The 16,916-nt window shown below is 55.2% G+C and carries 19 protein-coding genes; 11 read left to right on the top strand and 8 right to left on the bottom strand.

Annotated elements, in window-relative coordinates:
• Positions 1-102: 102 nt before the first annotated feature.
• Positions 103-813, top strand: coding sequence for a PRC-barrel domain-containing protein (locus H6G07_RS06320; protein ID WP_073607547.1), 711 nt, complete (start codon positions 103-105; stop codon positions 811-813).
• A 189-nt stretch (positions 814-1,002) separates the two neighbouring features.
• Here the strand turns inward: H6G07_RS06320 and H6G07_RS06315 are convergent, their stop codons facing one another.
• Entirely contained in the window at positions 1,003-2,133 is a 1,131-nt protein-coding gene (locus H6G07_RS06315; RefSeq protein WP_073607546.1) for a cob(I)yrinic acid a,c-diamide adenosyltransferase, read from the bottom strand.
• A 149-nt stretch (positions 2,134-2,282) separates the two neighbouring features.
• Between H6G07_RS06315 and fraC the strand changes: the two genes are divergently transcribed.
• From fraC to H6G07_RS06300, 3 genes are read left to right on the top strand one after another with little or no spacing between them, the layout of a single operon-like run.
• Complete coding sequence (gene fraC, locus H6G07_RS06310; RefSeq protein ID WP_073607545.1) at positions 2,283-2,876, top strand: filament integrity protein FraC; 594 nt, start codon at positions 2,283-2,285, stop codon at positions 2,874-2,876.
• On the top strand, positions 2,870-3,892 hold the full coding sequence (locus tag H6G07_RS06305) for a DUF5357 family protein (protein ID WP_073607544.1): 1,023 nt from the start codon (positions 2,870-2,872) through the stop codon (positions 3,890-3,892). Before fraC ends, H6G07_RS06305 begins: the two co-directional genes overlap by 7 nt.
• Before the next feature lie 29 nt (positions 3,893-3,921).
• Positions 3,922-4,701 (top strand): ABC transporter permease, encoded by a 780-nt coding sequence (locus H6G07_RS06300; RefSeq protein ID WP_073607543.1) that lies wholly within the window; start codon positions 3,922-3,924, stop codon positions 4,699-4,701.
• A 162-nt stretch (positions 4,702-4,863) separates the two neighbouring features.
• On the opposite strand, the gene H6G07_RS06295 is transcribed toward H6G07_RS06300, so the two are convergent.
• The 3 genes from H6G07_RS06295 to H6G07_RS06285 all read right to left on the bottom strand — a co-directional run bounded on the left by H6G07_RS06295 (position 4,864) and on the right by H6G07_RS06285 (position 6,331).
• The gene (locus tag H6G07_RS06295) at positions 4,864-5,355 is read right to left on the bottom strand and encodes a hypothetical protein (RefSeq protein ID WP_139296954.1); all 492 of its coding nucleotides are present in this window, start codon (positions 5,353-5,355) and stop codon (positions 4,864-4,866) included.
• A gap of 236 nt (positions 5,356-5,591) precedes the next feature.
• Positions 5,592-5,993, bottom strand: coding sequence for a DoxX family protein (locus H6G07_RS06290; protein WP_073607541.1), 402 nt, complete (start codon positions 5,991-5,993; stop codon positions 5,592-5,594).
• A gap of 110 nt (positions 5,994-6,103) precedes the next feature.
• Positions 6,104-6,331, bottom strand: coding sequence for an acetyltransferase (locus tag H6G07_RS06285; RefSeq protein WP_073607540.1), 228 nt, complete (start codon positions 6,329-6,331; stop codon positions 6,104-6,106).
• A gap of 267 nt (positions 6,332-6,598) precedes the next feature.
• Here H6G07_RS06285 and H6G07_RS06280 point away from each other — a divergent pair, with 267 nt between their 5' ends.
• The 6 genes from H6G07_RS06280 to H6G07_RS06255 all read left to right on the top strand — a co-directional run bounded on the left by H6G07_RS06280 (position 6,599) and on the right by H6G07_RS06255 (position 12,245).
• A complete protein-coding gene (locus H6G07_RS06280; protein ID WP_073607539.1) occupies positions 6,599-7,582 on the top strand; it encodes an SDR family NAD(P)-dependent oxidoreductase in 984 nt (327 codons plus the stop codon).
• 241 nt (positions 7,583-7,823) lie between these two features.
• Positions 7,824-8,201: a response regulator gene (locus H6G07_RS06275; RefSeq protein ID WP_073607538.1), complete on the top strand. Its 378-nt coding sequence runs from the start codon at positions 7,824-7,826 to the stop codon at positions 8,199-8,201.
• 85 nt (positions 8,202-8,286) lie between these two features.
• Positions 8,287-8,529, top strand: a complete 243-nt coding sequence (locus tag H6G07_RS06270; protein ID WP_073607537.1) for a hypothetical protein — start codon at positions 8,287-8,289, stop codon at positions 8,527-8,529.
• Positions 8,530-8,607: 78 nt separating this feature from the next.
• The gene (locus tag H6G07_RS06265) at positions 8,608-9,720 is read left to right on the top strand and encodes an EAL domain-containing protein (protein WP_073607536.1); all 1,113 of its coding nucleotides are present in this window, start codon (positions 8,608-8,610) and stop codon (positions 9,718-9,720) included.
• Positions 9,721-9,782: 62 nt separating this feature from the next.
• Complete coding sequence (locus H6G07_RS06260) at positions 9,783-11,060, top strand: GGDEF domain-containing protein (protein WP_073607535.1); 1,278 nt, start codon at positions 9,783-9,785, stop codon at positions 11,058-11,060.
• A 129-nt stretch (positions 11,061-11,189) separates the two neighbouring features.
• Positions 11,190-12,245: an NAD(P)-dependent alcohol dehydrogenase gene (locus tag H6G07_RS06255; RefSeq protein ID WP_073607534.1), complete on the top strand. Its 1,056-nt coding sequence runs from the start codon at positions 11,190-11,192 to the stop codon at positions 12,243-12,245.
• 140 nt (positions 12,246-12,385) lie between these two features.
• On the opposite strand, the gene H6G07_RS06250 is transcribed toward H6G07_RS06255, so the two are convergent.
• Together H6G07_RS06250 and H6G07_RS06245 are read right to left on the bottom strand one after the other, a co-directional pair.
• The gene (locus H6G07_RS06250) at positions 12,386-12,739 is read right to left on the bottom strand and encodes an antibiotic biosynthesis monooxygenase (RefSeq protein WP_073607533.1); all 354 of its coding nucleotides are present in this window, start codon (positions 12,737-12,739) and stop codon (positions 12,386-12,388) included.
• Positions 12,740-12,829: 90 nt separating this feature from the next.
• Entirely contained in the window at positions 12,830-13,336 is a 507-nt protein-coding gene (locus tag H6G07_RS06245; protein WP_084172945.1) for an Hsp20/alpha crystallin family protein, read from the bottom strand.
• A gap of 95 nt (positions 13,337-13,431) precedes the next feature.
• Here H6G07_RS06245 and dinB point away from each other — a divergent pair, with 95 nt between their 5' ends.
• The gene (gene dinB, locus H6G07_RS06240) at positions 13,432-14,538 is read left to right on the top strand and encodes a DNA polymerase IV (RefSeq protein ID WP_199311945.1); all 1,107 of its coding nucleotides are present in this window, start codon (positions 13,432-13,434) and stop codon (positions 14,536-14,538) included.
• Between the two features lie 136 nt (positions 14,539-14,674).
• On the opposite strand, the gene H6G07_RS06235 is transcribed toward dinB, so the two are convergent.
• Together H6G07_RS06235 and H6G07_RS06230 are read right to left on the bottom strand one after the other, a co-directional pair.
• Complete coding sequence (locus H6G07_RS06235; RefSeq protein ID WP_073607531.1) at positions 14,675-15,472, bottom strand: class I SAM-dependent methyltransferase; 798 nt, start codon at positions 15,470-15,472, stop codon at positions 14,675-14,677.
• A 187-nt stretch (positions 15,473-15,659) separates the two neighbouring features.
• Positions 15,660-16,451, bottom strand: a complete 792-nt coding sequence (locus H6G07_RS06230; RefSeq protein WP_073607530.1) for a class I SAM-dependent methyltransferase — start codon at positions 16,449-16,451, stop codon at positions 15,660-15,662.
• Positions 16,452-16,916 lie beyond the last annotated feature (465 nt).

Here is a 16,916-nt window from a genome sequence, read left to right as displayed (position 1 = left end):
AATGTATGCCTTCTGAGGTCAAGCCCGTCCCTCTGTTGGGTGATGGAGAAGTCGTATAGTTTCGGTAATTTTTAGGTAAGACAAACTGAAGGAGGCTTAATTATGCCTTTGCATCGACTGAAAGATTACTACCCTAACTACCGTGAGACTTTAGCTGACGGGCAGATGGATAGCATAAGTTCCTATTCTGTCTATGCTCAAGGCGAAGACAAAGTAGGTTCTGCTAAAGATTTGTTAGTAGATGATTCGGGACATTTTCGCTATTTAGTGATTGACACTGGCCCATGGATTTTTGGGAAAACTGTACTGTTGCCCATCGGCCTAGCCCGGTTTGACTACGACAACACCCGCGTTTACGTCGATGGCTTGACCAAACCCCAAGTTGAGCACCTGCCCGAATACGACAGCGACATGGTGGTCGACGAGCATTACGAAGAGCGCGTCCGAGGAATTTATCAACCCATTGCCCAAGGCCGTTCTAGTCGTCAGTTTTTGGGCCACAATTACATCCCTGCTGAGGCACAAAACGACTCTCGGGCGGGCGATTTGCGCCAGATGCCGCCTCTGGGCAATATGGCTAGCGCCACGGCTACCCCTGCCGATGCTGTGGCTGGAGATCTGCGGCGCATGGGGCCGATCGCGGCTCCTACGCGCACGACTACAGAAACCTATCCCAGCAGTCTTCGCCATGACGCCAGCATTTACGACCAAGAAACGGGCTTTTATGGGCTAAGTGATGAAGACAATCATGGCCTACTTCGCTCCTACGAGGAGCGTTTAGCCGCCCATCGCAGCCGCAACTGGGTTGAGTAGAAGCGGCTCACTCTTTTAGAGCAAATCGATCGGTTCTGGGGTTGCATTACACAACTTACAAAGTGAAGTTTGACGAACCCTTAGAATGAAAAACACCAATCGAAGTTACAACTTCGATTGGTGTTTATGTCTGAAATTGTGAATCTCTGTTCTGGTTTTTTACTTAAGTTTTGACGAAAGTAACGCGCTTTAAAAATCGACCCCGCGCTTTAGGTCAATGCCTTTTTCGGCGTAGTGCTTGTGGTTAAACACCTCCGAGTGGGTGCTGGCCAATTCAAAATAGGCGGGGCGATTTTTGCAGCGTCCGGTGATAATTACCTCCGTCCCGCGAGGTTTACGCAGCAGAGCTTGGAGAATTGGCTCCTCGGGCAGCAGCTCTAGATCAACCGTAGGGTTCAGCTCGTCGAGGATGATGGTTTTGTAGAGGCCTGAGGCGATCGCCGTCCGAGCGATCTCCCACCCCCTTTCGGCTTCCACATAGTCAATCTCTTGTTGCTGCCCGCGCCAGACGATCGCATCGCGGCCACAGCGCTGGTGATCCACCAGGTTGGGATAAATTTTGCGCAGGGCCGCGATCGCCGCATCTTCGGTATAACCATTGCCCCCTTTTAGCCACTGAATAATCAGCACCCGGTGGGAAAGATCTTGGCTAATGCCCCGCCCAATGGCCTGGAGAGCCTTGCCCAGGGCGCTGGTCGATTTGCCCTTGCCCGAGCCGGTATAGATTTCGATGCCCTCAATGCCCTCGATGCCCTCGGGTTTGGGCTGGGGTTTCATCTCGGAGTGCAAGTTGGCCACGTCGAGCAACGGTTGGGGGGCACCGCGCCCGGTGGCAATGATCTCTAGGTGGTCGGGCTTGTTGCGTAGGGTTTTGGCTACTTCATCGACGTTGAGCAGCCCCAGGTCGAGCACCGGGTTGATTTCGTCGAGCACCACCACCGAGTAGAGGCCTGAGGCGATCGCCCCTTTGGCCACATCCCAGCCCCGCTGGGCCTCTTGCCGGTCAAATTTGGTGATCTCCTCCGGCCCAAAAAACTCCGCCCGCCCGGTGCGCACCTGGTCAATTAGGTGGGGAAAGCCCCGCTGGAGCGCTTCAATGGCGGCATCTTCGTCATAGGTGCGGCCCGGCCCCTTAAGAAACCGCAGCAGCAGCACCCGGCTTTCTAAAAAATGTTGAATGCCCAGGCCAATGGAGCGTAGCACTACCCCCAACGCCACCTGCGACTTGCCCTTGCCCTCGCCGTCGTAGACGTGAATTTGCCCCGTGAGCCGCTCGTTGCCCTGCTGGGCGGTGCGGATGCCAATGCCGGTTCTAACCATAGATGTTGCGGATTGCGTACTAGGTGTGCGTATTCTTGAGCGGCCCGATCTTAAGATCTTAGCGAAAGCCGGGCCGAGGTTATACCCTTGAGAGTGCACCGGGAACCCCCCATCAGGGGTCGAGATTTGCGACCCACCCTCAGCGCCCCATGCCCATCAACGACTTGCTATCAGAACTTGGCGTTTTGCCGCTGCGGGCGATCGCCGTGCAAAGCATGCTGCTCATGGTGGCCATTGTGCTAGAAGCCATGGTGCTGCGCCAGCAGCTGCGCCTGGGCTACCGCACCAGTATGCAGTATGCTGCCACCCTCAACCTGCTGGCCACCAGCTTGGGCTGGATCGCGTTTCTGGCCCTTGAGGCGGTGCTGCCCCTAGAGCTGCGCAGCCAGGTGATTAGCTATGTGCTGTTCAACCGGTTTTACGCCAATAACTGGCACGATGCGCTGCCGGTGGTGGTGGTAATGGTGGCGATCGCCGCCTTCTTCGTCACCTATTGGATCAAGCTCCAGGGGCTGCTCTGGCTGCTACAGCTACTCGGCCAAAAGCCCGTAGAACACACCCCCGAGGCGATCGAAGGCGATCGCCGCCAGCGCTACGAACGGGCCAGGCGAGCCCAGATTGAAGGACGCCAAGGCGGCACTTCGCCTCGGGCATTGGCCATGCTCCAGGCCAACGCCGCTAGCTTTACCGCCATCTTGGTGCTGCTGCTGCTGATCAACCAAAGCGGGGTGCTGGGATGGTAGGCTTCTTCGGCTTTTTGCGTCAAACCCTGATTGAACTGTGGCAAGCGGTGCTGCCGCCGCGCTACTTTTCCTGGCAGACCGTCATCTACATGAGCTTGTTTTCGTGGCTCGTGTCACTGCTGGCGCGCCTCTTGGCCGCCACCCCCTTTACCGTAGGGCTGCTGGCCACCATCAGCTGGATTTGCCTGGCCCTGGGGGTGGGTTGGGCCTTAGAGGCTAACAAAGCGAGACTTTTTGGCATTCCCGTGGCTCCCTGGGTGTCAGGGGCCATTCTATGCCTCTTTTTGTTTGGTTCCTGGGGCGGGCGGTGGCTCCAGCCCGCTCTAGTATCCTGGCCTCTGGTATCCTTTGCGGTGATTGCGGTGCCCAGCCTGGTGAGCTGGGACTTTGACCTAAAAGCACCACCGCCGATGGTACGCCAGCAGTTGGCGCTGCTGTTTTGCCTCAGCCTGCTGTTTAGCAGCTGGTTCCAGTTTTACTTTCGCATTCAATCCTGGGTGCGCGACTATCCTAGCCTGGTGGCTGACAGCGTTGACCACAGCGCCTTTGTCTACCGCTTTCCGGGGCAGGAGGTGGCGCTGCCCGCCGGGGTCACCCACCTCACCATGGCCGAAGAAATGCTGCGGGAGCAGATCGACAACAAGCCCTGGCCCTCGGTAGAGCGGTGGCTGCTCAACCTCGAAGGCCAGCGCCAGGCTTTGCAACAGCGGGTGCAATCCCAGACGGGTCGCGACGCTGACCTAGAAGATTCGCTGTGGCAGCTCGACTTTCAGCCCCTGTCTAACGGCGATGGCTACACCCTCAAACTGTGGGCGATTTGGTCGGGGCCAGCCGCCAACCCAAGTGGCTACTACCTAGAAAAAACCTGCCTGCTGATGCCCATCAACCGAGGTGGCCTGGCAGATACCGAAACCACCGCGCCGGGGTATGCCACCACCCAGTGGTCTACCCTCACCTGCGACTTACAAACGCCGCGCCAGGCTGGGCATCCTAGGGGCACACAACAGCAAGGCTAATTTTAAGAGGTACGGAAGTGGTTAAGCCAATGGTGTTATCGCGGGTAGGGGTCATTGCCCGCACCGTATTTTTGGAGGTAATTCGCGATCGCATTCTGTACCTGGTGGCCCTGTTTGCCCTGCTGCTGGTGATCGCGCGGGTGCTGCTGCCTGACATCTCCGCCGGTGCCGAAGACAAAATCCTGATGGATCTGGGCCTGGCGGGCATTCATCTGCTGAGCGTAGTCGTGGCTGTCTTTGTTGGCACCGGCCTGATCAACAAAGAAATTGAGAAGCGCACGGTGTTGGTGCTGATTGCCAAGCCCGTCAGTCGAGCCGAGTTTATCGTGGGCAAGCATTTGGGTCTGACGGCGGTGCTGGCGGTGCTGATTGCCGCCCTCGGAGCCATTTTTGTGCTGGTGCTGGCCACCAGCGGCGTGCCCTTCTCCCTGGGCAGCCTGGTGCTAGCGCTGCTCTTTACTATCCTAGAGGCGGCGCTGCTGGTGGCTGTAGCCATCCTATTTGGCGTATTTACCAGTTCGCTACTAGCCACCATGCTCACCTTTGCGGTGTATCTGATGGGTCACCTGAGCCAGGATCTGGTGGCCTTTGGCAAACTCAGCGAAACCCCAGCGGTGCAGCAGCTTACCAGTGTCCTATATCTGGTGCTGCCCGACCTAGAACGCCTCAACCTGCGCAACGCCGCCGCCTACGGCATGGATCTACTGCCCACCGCGCCAGAGCTTTTTGGCCATGCCCTCTACGGCCTGCTTTATACAGCACTACTGCTGGCCGTGTCGATCCTAATTTTCTCCCGCCGTCAGTTTTAAGAAGGTGTTTAAGTAGCCCTCTTCCTCTCAGCGGGTGTTTGAAACGTGATTTGCTGTGGTTTTAATCACCTGCCGATCCTCCCTAGTCCCTCTTTTAGGGGGACTAGAGAGACTGCCATTTTTGCTACAAGAAATAGGACGTTTCAAGCATCCTCTCAGACCCTACATAGCGGCAGGGTTGATACCAAATACAATCACGGCTGCCATTGTTCCAGCCAAAACGCCATAGCAACAGGCGATCAACGCTTTAAACTGGCCCCGATATTTGTAGCGCCAGAGCATGGCGGCCAGAGTCAAGGAGTAGAGCAATTCTTCAATTGGGAAGTAAGCGGTTTCGTTGTTAATATCAACACCGAGCACCAGCATCGTCCACAACAGGAAGACGATAAAACTGTTAATAATAGGAGCACGGCTCTCCCGAGTGGGGATTTGAATTCGTGCAATAAAGCCTAAATAAATTAAAACTGTGAGCGGAAACAGCGCTGCTGCAAAGCTACGGGCACCAGCGCCAGAGGAATAATTTATGGCAAACAGCACGCTAGAAGCGAGCTGGTACAGCAAAAAGCCCAAAGCTAAAAAGAGCACAAAAAAACTGATTACGCCCTTTGAGCCTTTAGTCCAGTCATTAGAAGGTTGCCTTCGACGAGTTTGCATGGTGATCCCAAACATGATTCGGACGTTGAAGATGCCGTCGCTGCTGGCCGCGCAAAGGTTTGGCACTGCGTCTAGGGCAAATTTGGGGAGTGAACGTTTTAGCTGAGGTTGCGATCGCAGCCAACCGGCGTCACCCCTCTGTTTTATACACCATCACAATCCAAACAGTACCAGTCTGGGTTTTTAGGAAGGCTCTAACCCTACCCGCGATCGCCGTAGGTACCCGCAATATTTAACTATTGGGATGCTTGCGGCAGCTCTGGGCGAGTATACCAGTAGGCCCAGGCGATCAGCACCAGCTGAAACGGCAGTCGAATCGCCTGAAACCACCAGGTGTTGGGAATGCCATCGATTTGAATGTGATTGATGGCCATGTTGAGATTGGCCGGAAACACCGCAATAAACAGTGCAACCAGCCCCCAAGCCGAGATTTGGTGCAGAGTCGGCACCAGCAGGCCAATGCCCAGCATGATTTCTATCACACCGCTGATATAAACCAGGGCAGCCGGGGCGGGCAAAAAGTCCGGCACAATGCGAATAAATGGGTCGGACTGGACAAAATGTAAAACCCCGGCCACTACCATACAGACGGCCAAAACGCCCCGGAGAGTAGTTTTGCTGTGCTCAATACGGTGCATAGGTCGGGCAGTAAAGGTCACTACGGAACAGCCTACGGGCGACTGTCGTGGGGGGATAGGAGGCTATGAGAAAATGCCCGTGTCCTGCGCTCAGAGTAAGAAGTTGAGCCTTACTGAGGAGTTGGCCTCTGTTGCAGTTTATAGTCTGGATTAGTCCAGCACTCGGGTAGGGCTTCGCCCGAGGGAAACTGAAGGCGCGATTTTTCGTAAGCTTGGGGGGGCTGTTCTTCCTCACCCGCCTGCTGTCGCCCCTGGATTTCGTTGTTCTGCGGATTAATTAGATCAGTGACATCGAGCACTTTAATGAGCGTTTGATCTTGAGTGTCTTTAACAAACATAGTTTTACGGTTGGGTAGAGAGGGCGACGTTTTATGACCGGCGCCATGTATGGCCCTAGGCTATCTAATTAGAAGGACTAAGGCTTCTGTCTAAATAAGTAACTGTTGCGATGCTGAGATTCGTTAGGGGCTTAACCCAATGGCATCGGAGCTGTTAGAACAAAGCTATTGGCCCGATCGCTTACTCATCGTTACGTTGGGTGGGCTTGGTGCCATTGGGCTACTGCTGGCTTGAGGGTGACCCGTCAGGTTAACTAGGAGATATTTATGGCACGGCTGGACGGACAGATTGCGGTGGTGACCGGGGCCACTAGGGGGCTAGGTAAGGGCATTGCGACTGGCCTAGGAGAAGCTGGGGCCATAGTTTATATTACCGGGCGCACCCTTACTGCCTCAGCCGACTCGATGGGGTCGCTGGAGGAAACGGCGGCGGCGGTGAACCAGGCGGGCGGAACGGCTGTGCCGGTACAGGTCGATCACAGCGACGACGATCAGGTCAAGGCCCTCTTCGATCGCATCCAAACCGACCAAAATGGCCGACTCGATCTGCTGGTGAACAACGCCTACGCTGGGGTGTCAGCGCTCAAGGCCGCCTACGGCAAGCCCTTTTGGGAAGCCGAACCCACCGAGTTTTGGGATGCGTGCAATGCCGTAGGGCTGCGGAGTCACTATTTGGCCAGCGTCTATGCCGCTCGCTTGATGGTGCCGCAGCGACGGGGGCTAATCTGCACCCTGTCGTCGTGGGGCGGGCTGTCTTATATTTTTGGGGTGCCCTACGGCGTGGGCAAGGCAGCCTGCGATCGCCTGGCCGCAGACATGGCGGTAGAACTCAAACCCCACCAGGTGACCTCGCTCTCGATTTGGCCGGGCATTGTCGGCACTGAGCTGATGACCCAGTTTGCCGCTGAGATGGGGTTAGGGAACGGGCAACCCTCTGGCACTGGGGAAGATAGCTCTCCACCCGATCGCTACAACTGGGAAACGCCGCTGCTCACTGGTCGGGTGATTGCGGCACTGGCCAGCGATCGCCACCTGCTGCGCCGCACTGGGCAGGTGCAGATTGTCGCCGAACTAGCCAGAGAGTATGGCGCAGTTGATGCCGAGGGCAATCGGCCAGCATCGCTCAGGTCGCTACGGTTTGTGCTGCCCTACGCGGTGCCGGGGCTGCGGCCCTATGCGGGGCTAGTGCCCGATCTAGAACTGCCCTGGCCGTTTTTGCTGCTCGGGCCGCTCGGCTCTCCCAAAGCTTAGCGCCCTGGGGTTAAACACCACGGACACAGCCAAAAAACGCAAAAAGAAAGTTGATTATAAAGATGAACGGACTGATGAAACCCTACAGGCGCTAAGCTTTCGACAGATTCATCCTAAGAATTGGCAATGCCTCAGTTCCACTGCCCGCTTTTCAATAGCTTCAATTAACACCCCTCTTTTGCTCGGCTTAAAGTGATAAAAAAGGGGTATTTTGTAACCGGCATGCACCGGCATTTTTACCATGGTCGCCAAACGCATTTTGATTATTGACGACGAAGCCGACGTGCGAGAGATTGCCAAAGCGAGCCTAGAAATTACCAAAAACTGGGAGGTCAAAACTGCCGCCTCGGGAGAAGAAGGGGCAGCTTTGGCGGCCACTTACCATCCCGATGCCATTTTGCTCGATGTGATCATGCCTAAGGTTGACGGTCTAGCCACCCTGCTCAAACTCAGTGAAAATGCCGAAACTCGCCAAATCCCAGTGATTTTACTGACGGCTACCCTGCGACTGGCCACGCAGCAGTCCTTCGTGGCGGCGGGGGCGAGAGCAGTGCTGATCAAGCCTTTCGACCCCGGCCTACTGGGGGGACAAATTGAGTCTGTTCTGGGCTGGCAGTAGGGCCACAGTCATCGGTGCAGGGTGTTCACATAGCTGTCACTTTTGTTTTCTATTCTAAAGAAGACGTCTTGCCAGCAGCCCCGCTATGCTCCCCCTGATTGTGGTCGAGGAATTTATCTCGTCCTTTAAATTTTGGAATCAGGGCATCCACGACGGCATGTTCTACCGAAATGACTTTTACGTTAGCTTGCAGCAACTCCCCCTAGCTGACCGGCTCCAGGCCTATCGCCAAGCTACTCAGGAAAGTAATAAAGGATTTAAGGTCTGCATCACCGTGTCAAAGACCCACTACACAATCTGGGTTGAGCTGCGATCGCAACTCGCCTAGCCCCCGCCCCGTTTGCTCCACTGGCCTAGCCCCCAATGCCCTACCCCACTACCCTTTCTAAACCGCTAAGCATCTTCCATGGCGTATTCCAACTCGGCCCGGCCCAGTGAGGATTTGTGTTCGATTGCCGACTGCTCAACCCACCCCTTTGACGACATTTCGCTGCTCATTTGTCATGAGCTGCGCACTCCCCTCGCCTCGATTCAGGGGGCGCTCAAGCTCTTGGGGTATCAGCAGTCGGGGTCGCTCTCCGACGATGGTCAACGGCTGCTGGCGATCGCCATCAACAACGCCGATCGCCTCAACCGGCTAGCCAACGCCTTAGAGAACCAGCCCACCCCCCTGCTGACGCTGCTGTCGGGTGCCGAGCTAGAGCTGCTTCAGCTCGAAAACGACCTGCACCAGGCGGTGGATCAGCAGGAACTCTATCTGGCCTACCAGCCAATTGTGTCGATTGAGCACAACCAGATCATCGGCTTTGAGGCCCTGGCTCGCTGGCGGCACGGCCAGCGGGGCATCATCTCGCCAGAGGTCTTCATTCCCCTGGCCGAAAAGGCTGGTCTAATCGACAGCCTAGGGCTGTTTTTGCTCGACCAGGCCTGCGGCCAACTGCGCCAGTGGCAGATCCAGTTTCCGGCGGTGACGCCCCTCAGCGTTAGCGTCAATCTCTCAGCGGTGCAGCTGCGCCATCCCCAGCTGGTGGAAAACATTCGCCACATCCTTGAGCGCCACCACATTGCCCCCCACAGCCTCAAGCTCGAAGTCACCGAGAGCGCGCTGATTGAGAACAAAGATCTGGCTCTTAAGGCCCTAGTCGAACTGCACCAGCTAGGCATACAGCTCTACATCGACGATTTTGGCACCGGCTATTCGTCCCTGGGGCGGCTGCAAGATCTGCCCTTCGACACCCTCAAGATCGATCGCTCGTTTATTCGCAACAAAAACTGGGCCATGAGCGAGGCCATCTTTATGCTGGCCGAGCGGCTGCGGCTCGATGTGATTGTCGAAGGGGTGGAAACCCTCGACGACCTAGTCGTGCTTAAGGATCTGGGCTATAAAAAAATGCAGGGCTACTACTTCTCAAGACCAATCGACAGCGCGGGAATTGCCTGCCTGCTGATGCGCCAGCTGCTAGACGGCCAGCTGCGGTTTGCCCCAGAGCCATCGTCAGAGCTATCGTCGGTGTCCTAGGGCCTGCCTGCCCTCCTCACCCGGCCAGGAAACGCAGTCTATCACTGGTGCCCTACGTCATGATGACCCATACCCATGAGCCTCAATGCCAGGGGCGGGAGGACGATTCTCCTCACCTGGCTCTGTTAATTCAAGACGGCCAGCGCCGCCAGATTATGCCGTTGGGCAAACCGTTTTACTCAATCGGTCGCGATCGCACCAAAGATATTCGCCTGGTGTCGGAGGGCGTCTCTGGCCACCACGCCAGCCTGGTGTGGCTTGACCACGGCTATATCATTCACAGCGACGATGGGGCTGACGGCCTCAGCTATCAGCGGCTGACGATCAACGGCACCCCAGTGCAAGATAGCCCCCTCCGCCCCGGCGACGCCATTGGCTTTTGCCAGGGGGTGCGCGCCCGGCTGATCACCGTGCGATCGATCGCTGGGGCGGCTCCGCCCCGCTGTCTGCTGCCGACGGTGCCGGCGCTTGCCCCTGGTATCGGCCTGCTGAGGCACTTTCCTGACCTGATGGTTCAATTTGATGCCGATGGCTCCATTCTCGATGTCAAGCCCTCTGTGGATCCTGACCTCAGCCCGCTGTCCCTTGGCGCAGCGGGTCAGTCGATTGTGGACTGCTTTGGGTCGAGTTTTGCTGCCAAGCTATTTAGCTACGGTCAGATGGCCAGCCGCACCCAGTCGCTGCAATGCTTTGAGGCTGAGGTAACCGTAGGGCAGCGGCAGATTTTTTGCGAAGCCCGGCTGCTGCCCAATGAACACGGCCACCCGATCGCCATTATTCGCAATGTCACCGAGCGCAAGCAGATAGAGCTGGAGCTGCGATCGGGGGCGATTCACGACCCCCTGACTAGCCTGCCCAATCGCCGCTTTTTTATGGAAAAGGCGGCCCAGGCGATCGCCCTCAAAGGCACCAGCATTGCCTATAGTTTTGCGGTGCTATTTATTGATCTAGACGACTTTAAAGTAGTCAACGACAGCCTGGGTCACCGGGTGGGCGACCAGCTACTGGTGGAAATTGCCCTTCAGCTCAAAGCCTGCCTGCGCCCCCAAGACACCGTGGCCCGTCTAGGGGGCGACGAGTTTGCCATTTTGCTGCACGAGATGGCGTCGATCGACGCTGCCGTGGCGGTAGCCAACCGGATTCAGCAGGCCCTAGCCCTGCCGCTGCTGCCCGACCATCCCGAGGTGTCTTCGAGCGCCAGCATTGGCATCACCCTGGGCACCGAGGGCGATGACAGCGTAGAGGTTCTGCTCAACCATGCTGACCGGGCGATGTATCGGGCCAAAGCCCTAGGCGGGTCGAGGTACGCAGTGTTTGATGCGGCTGTTGATCCCACTTGATGGCGGTCAGTCGCAGCCCTAGCAAAAGAAAAAAATAAATGGTTCCTTGGATGCTTTTTTAGAACCCACTAATGCCGTATTAAAAACAGAGAGACCTCATCAATACGCAATTCATAGCAGAGATAAATCATGACCACGAATGTACTTGGCTACGCCGCAAAGTCTGCTACAGAAGACCTAGCCCCCTATCGCTTCACCCGACGCGAGCCTCGCGCAGACGATGTAGCGATCGAAATTCTCTACTGTGGCGTCTGTCACTCCGATTTGCATACGGCCCGCAACGACTGGGGCGGCACTGAATATCCGGTGGTGCCCGGCCATGAAATTATTGGTCGCGTGGTCAGCGTAGGGGCAGAGGTGACACGCTTTAAACTGGGCGATCATGTCGGAGTCGGCTGTATGGTCGATTCTTGCCAGCACTGTGCCGCCTGCGGCGACGGCTTAGAACAATATTGCCAAGAGTCACCAGTCTTTACCTATAACAGTAAAGACCGCCACGATCAGATGCCCACCTTCGGCGGTTACTCCGAAAACATCGTCGCATCGGAGAAATTTGTGCTGAGCATTCCCGACGGGCTGGATCTCAAAGGAGCCGCGCCGCTGCTGTGCGCTGGCATCACCACCTGGTCGCCCCTGCGTCACTGGCAGGTGGGTGAGGGCAGTCGGGTAGCGGTTGTGGGTCTCGGCGGTTTAGGGCACATGGCGCTGAAATTGGCCAAGGGGCTGGGTGCGAACGTCACGCTGTTTACCCGTTCCCCCGGCAAGGATGAGGATGCTCGGCGGCTCGGCGCAGACAACATCGTGATCTCTACCGACGATGCACAAATGGAAGCCGTAAAGGGAGAGTTTGACCTGATCATTGATACCGTACCCACTGAGCACGATCTCAACCCCTATCTGCCTACCCTGGCGCTGGACGGCACGCTGGTGCTGGTCGGGTTTCTGGGGAATTTGATGCCTACGCTGAATACGGTGCCGCTGATTATGGGGCGTAAATCGGTGGCCGGGTCGCTGATTGGCGGCATTGCTGAAACCCAGGAGATGCTCGATTTTTGTGGTGAACAGGGCATCACGTCAGATGTTGAAGTGATCAACATCCAGAATATTAATGAAGCCTATGGACGCATGTTAAAAAGCGATGTGAAATATCGCTTCGTGATTGATATGGCTTCTCTGAAGGATTGAGCAGTTTCCAACATCATGGGCTCAAGAATCGGCAGCCGTCTGACGACAGGCTGCCATGGGCAGCTCAGCCTAGCCAATGAGCCTGGAGCTGAGCGCCTTTTTGGGCCGCACTAAAAACTTCAGCTCCGGCAGAGTTTGGGCTATTTTGCCCCAGCACTGGCGGCAGCCAAAATTTGGGGTAGGCCAATTTCGCTACACACTTCGTAGAACGAGGTTACGGGTGGGGTCTCAAACAGGTGGGCAATTTTGCCCAAGGTCTTTTGATAGACTTCGCTTTGGTTATCGCCCATATCCTCAATGCTGTCCCAGAGAATGATAGCGATGCCGCGATCGCTGCCCGGTTCTTGCAGCAGATAGGCTCCTTGGAAGCCCTTGGTGTAGGTCGATACCGCCTTTTCGTAGAGCTGGCGGGCTTCGCTAAAACAGCCGGGTTTAAATTCCCCGATAGCTACGTAAGCGTATTTGTGGCGCAAAAAATCGTCAAAGTCAGTCATAGATGGAATCAATCCTCGGTCTCATCGTAGATCTAGTGTCGATCAGATGTTGACACCCAACCCTTTTTCTTACCTAGGCTTTAGATTCTGTTACCGATCTTCTAACAGACGCTGCCCCCACGCTTTGAGCGCTAGCCCTAGCTCTACCCGAGCCCGTTGCCAGCTCTGCATTAGCCGCTGCCCCCAGCCCTTAGCTTTGGGCAACGTCACCACGATCGCTCCGCCTTGATAGGCTACCTGCACCTGGCGATCGAGCACTCGCTCGGGCAGTGGCACCGTTTGCTGAAAATAGTTGATCCCCAGGCTTTGGATTAACGGGCTGCGATAGCCCGACTGCCGCTGGCCAGAAAAGGTGAGCGACTTGCTGGTAGCCCGCACCTGTACAGCCTGGGGCTCTACCCCCGGCAAAAAGGCGGTTACCACCAGAGCGTTGGCGGTGTCTTCAATCTCGATGGAGGGGAGCTGGACTCGACCCGAGGCAGAAAGCCCCAGGGGCATCAGGGCGGCGGCGATCGCCTGCATTTGGGCTTGGGCCGCACCCAGGCTCCACATGGCCTGCGCGTTTGGGGGTTGAGACGATGATTGCCAAGTGACCATAGCCCTAACTCTCTGTTTTCTATACTTAAATCATCGCGGCCAGCCCGCTATTCCGCAGGGAGGAAAGCCCCCTGTCTGAAGGTGGTATAACCGCCATGCTCTGCTACTCAATGTCCGCGATCGCCACCGTCCCGATGCGCAAAATTATCCACGTTGACATGGACGCCTTCTACGCCTTCGTAGAACAGCGAGACTTTCCCCAGTATCGAGGTAAGCCCCTGGTGGTGGGTGGTCGTCCTGAGCAGCGGGGGGCCGTTGCGGCGGCCAGCTACGAGGCCCGCCAGTACGGCATTCACTCGGCCATGCCCGCCCGCATCGCCCAGCAGCGCTGCCCAGAGCTGATCTTTGCCTGCCCCCGCTTTGACGTTTACAAAGCGGTTTCTCAGCAAATTCAAGCTATCTTTCGCCACTACACCGACCTGGTCGAGCCGCTGTCCCTCGACGAAGCTTATTTAGATGTCACCATCAACGCCCTAGCGGAACCCTCGGCCCTGGTGCTGGCCCGCGCCATCAAAGCCGACATCCAGACCACCACCCAGCTCACGGCTTCCGCTGGAGTATCGGTCAACAAGTTTCTCGCCAAAATGGCCAGCGGCCAAAACAAACCCGACGGTCTGACGCTGATTTTGCCCGACCAGGCCGCAGCCTTTGTTGCCGCGCTGCCCATCGAAAAGTTTCACGGCATTGGCTCTGTCACCGCCCGCAAGATGCACACTCTAGGCATTGCCACCGGGGCTGACCTGTGCCAGTGGGCCGAGGCCGACCTGGTGCAGCACTTTGGCAAGGTGGGGCGTTTTTACTACCGCGTCGCCCAGGGCGAGGACGATCGCCCCGTCAACCCCAACCGCATTCGCAAATCGATCGGGGCCGAGCGATCGTTTTCGCCCGACCTGACCAATCTGGCAGATATGACCGCAGCGCTAGAGCGCATTGCCACCGAGGTAATCAGCCGCCTGCAAGAACAGCGCCGCCGAGGCCACACCCTCACCCTCAAGGTCAAGTACGCCAACTACCGGCAGATTACTCGCAGCCGCACCTTTGTTGCCGCCATTGGCGCTGAGTCACCCCTTTTTTCCTGGGCAGAAGAGATGCTGTTGGCCCACTGCGATCGCGATCGGCCCGTGCGCCTGCTGGGGCTGACTCTTTCTAACCTGGAGCTGATGGATGAACCCACCCACGTACAGTTGTCGTTGGAGGTTTGAAAAAGTAGGGAGTTGCACCAACCGTACTTTCCCACTCGTTGCTGAAATGAGAGATGAATGGACTTATGAAACCCTATTGGGGTTTAGCTTTCGACAATAGATTCATCCCGCCATGGGGACAGTTACACATTGCCACTTAAAATTGACGATCGGCATAAAAAATCACTCTTTCGTTGTAGTTAAGACTAGCCAACCGATCGCAAAACTTTTTGCGTGCCATAGTTTTGCCAAGACTGGGCAGAGAACTTCGAAATTTCCCCCAGGTTTTCATATTAAAGGTAACTAGACGATCAGGATGGGGCATGGGAACTACTGTTAAGCCAGTCAGCCCCGCTTGACGGGCTATCTCATCGATTTCTTCAAGCACAACATCACGCTCAATCCAACTGGGATCATGAGCTTTTTGCTGTTTGAGAAAGGCAATGGTGTCGGCTGATTTGCTATGTTTGGCACCCGGTTCTACAAAAATAGCACGCCCTCCTGGGGCAAGGATACGAAAAAATTCCTCAAAAACTTTAGGATAACTATGCATATGGTGCAGGGTGTCATAGCATAGCAGGTTGCTAAAGCTGCAATCATCAAATGGCATCTGATGGCCGTCACCATGCTCAAAACCAATCTGGTGACTGGTTAGGCGTTGGTCGGCGGCAATGCGCATCCTCAAGCAGGATTCTAAATCGCCATGAATATCAAACGCGACAACTTTTTTGCCCATGCGCGCCAAAAACTCTGTGATCCATCCTGATCCAGCCCCAAAATCTAGTACAGGCAAGTCAGGACAATTGGGAGTTATACAAGCTGCAAGAACAGCAAAGTCAAATATCATTCGAGGCAGAGAGCGCGGCGCTCCAAAGGGTTCGGTAACGGCGGGATTAGTTATGGCACTGATGTCTGCTTCGGCAGCAAAATGTCGCGGTTCAAGCCACTGAATCATAGGATGACCTAGTTCCCAGTTGGTGATTTTGAAATGTTGAAATTAGCATTGAAGTCTAAGCTTAATGCTTCCGTTTTTTCTATTTCAGTCTACAGTGCCGTAGTTGGCAGACTCCATAATGCTTAACACAGCATTTCAACCACTGTAGAACTGCCCTTTTGCTACGCGATAAAGTCATTTCTTAGGTCTAACGCTCCGTGTAAAAAACCACCCTATCGTTGTAGTTTAGGTGGGCTAAATGGTCACAGAACCTTTCACGCGCCATAGTTTTTTCAGGGCTAGGTGTAACCCCCCGAAATTGACTCCAGGTTTCTATATCAAAGGTGACTAGGTTATCGGGGTGGGGAATGGGCACTATCGTTAGACCAGTCAGGCCAGCTTGGCGGGCTATCTCGTCGATTTCTTCGAGCACGACATCACGCTCAATCCAAGTAGGGTCGTGGGCTTTTTGCTGTTCGAGAAAGGCAATAGTATCGGGGGATTGGCTATGTCTGGCACCTGGCTCTACAAAAATAGCCCGCCCTCCTGGAGCAAGAACGCGGAAAAATTCTCCAAAAACCTTAGGATAACTGTGCATGTGGTGCAGGGTGTCGTAGCACAGCAGGTTGCTAAAACTGCGATCGGCAAACGGCATTTGGTGACCATCTCCCTGTTCAAAGCCAATATGCTGACTAATCAAGCGTCGATCCGCATCGATTCGATTGCGCAGGCAAATCTCTAAGTTACTATGAATATCAAAAGCGACGACTCGCTTACCCATACGCCCCAAAAGTTCGGTGATCCATCCTGTTCCAGCACCAAAGTCTAGCAAGGGTAATTCGGGGTTTTTGGGAGTTATGCAAGCGGTGAGAATAGCAAAGTCAAAAAGCATTCGAGGCAGAGAGCGGGGCGCTCCAAAGGGCTCTATGACAGAGGGGGCTGCCATGGTCTTACTTTCGGCCTCGGTGGCAAATGTTCGTTCTTCAAACCACTGAATCATAGGATGGCTTTACCCAAGTTATCTACGTTTAAGTCTGAGTTCAATTTATCCTACTTGAACTCAAGGATCGGACGGCAAGCAAAGTTAGATGAAGGATTGAGTCACTGCTGCGGTAGATGATACAGCACTAATAGTACTGTCTACAGGAATATTTTTCTATAAAATGTAACCAAGGGCTGAAAGCACTAGTATAAAATCTAAGGTGACTCATTGCTCTATCTTGTTATGCCTAGCTCAAGCTTATGTCGCACTAATTCTGCTGCCCATGCCTAGATAGCTGATGCTTAGCTGTAGCTGACAGGGATTTTATTCAACTTAACACTGTGCCGATATACAGTTGTGAAGTAAAGTCTTGTGGGGGTTACTCGATAGCGATCAGATGCTGCTTTTGACGGTTACAGCAATGAGTAGTGGCAATAAAACAAGCCTGCGGCTTAAGCCACAGGCTGTGAAGAAGAGACACTT

The sequence above is a fragment of the Phormidium tenue FACHB-1052 genome (assembly GCF_014696675.1).
Lineage (GTDB): Bacteria > Cyanobacteriota > Cyanobacteriia > Phormidesmidales > Phormidesmidaceae > Nodosilinea > Nodosilinea tenuis_A.
The sequence above is the reverse complement of the archived record's forward strand: the minus strand, read 5'-3'. Positions and strand labels throughout refer to the sequence as shown.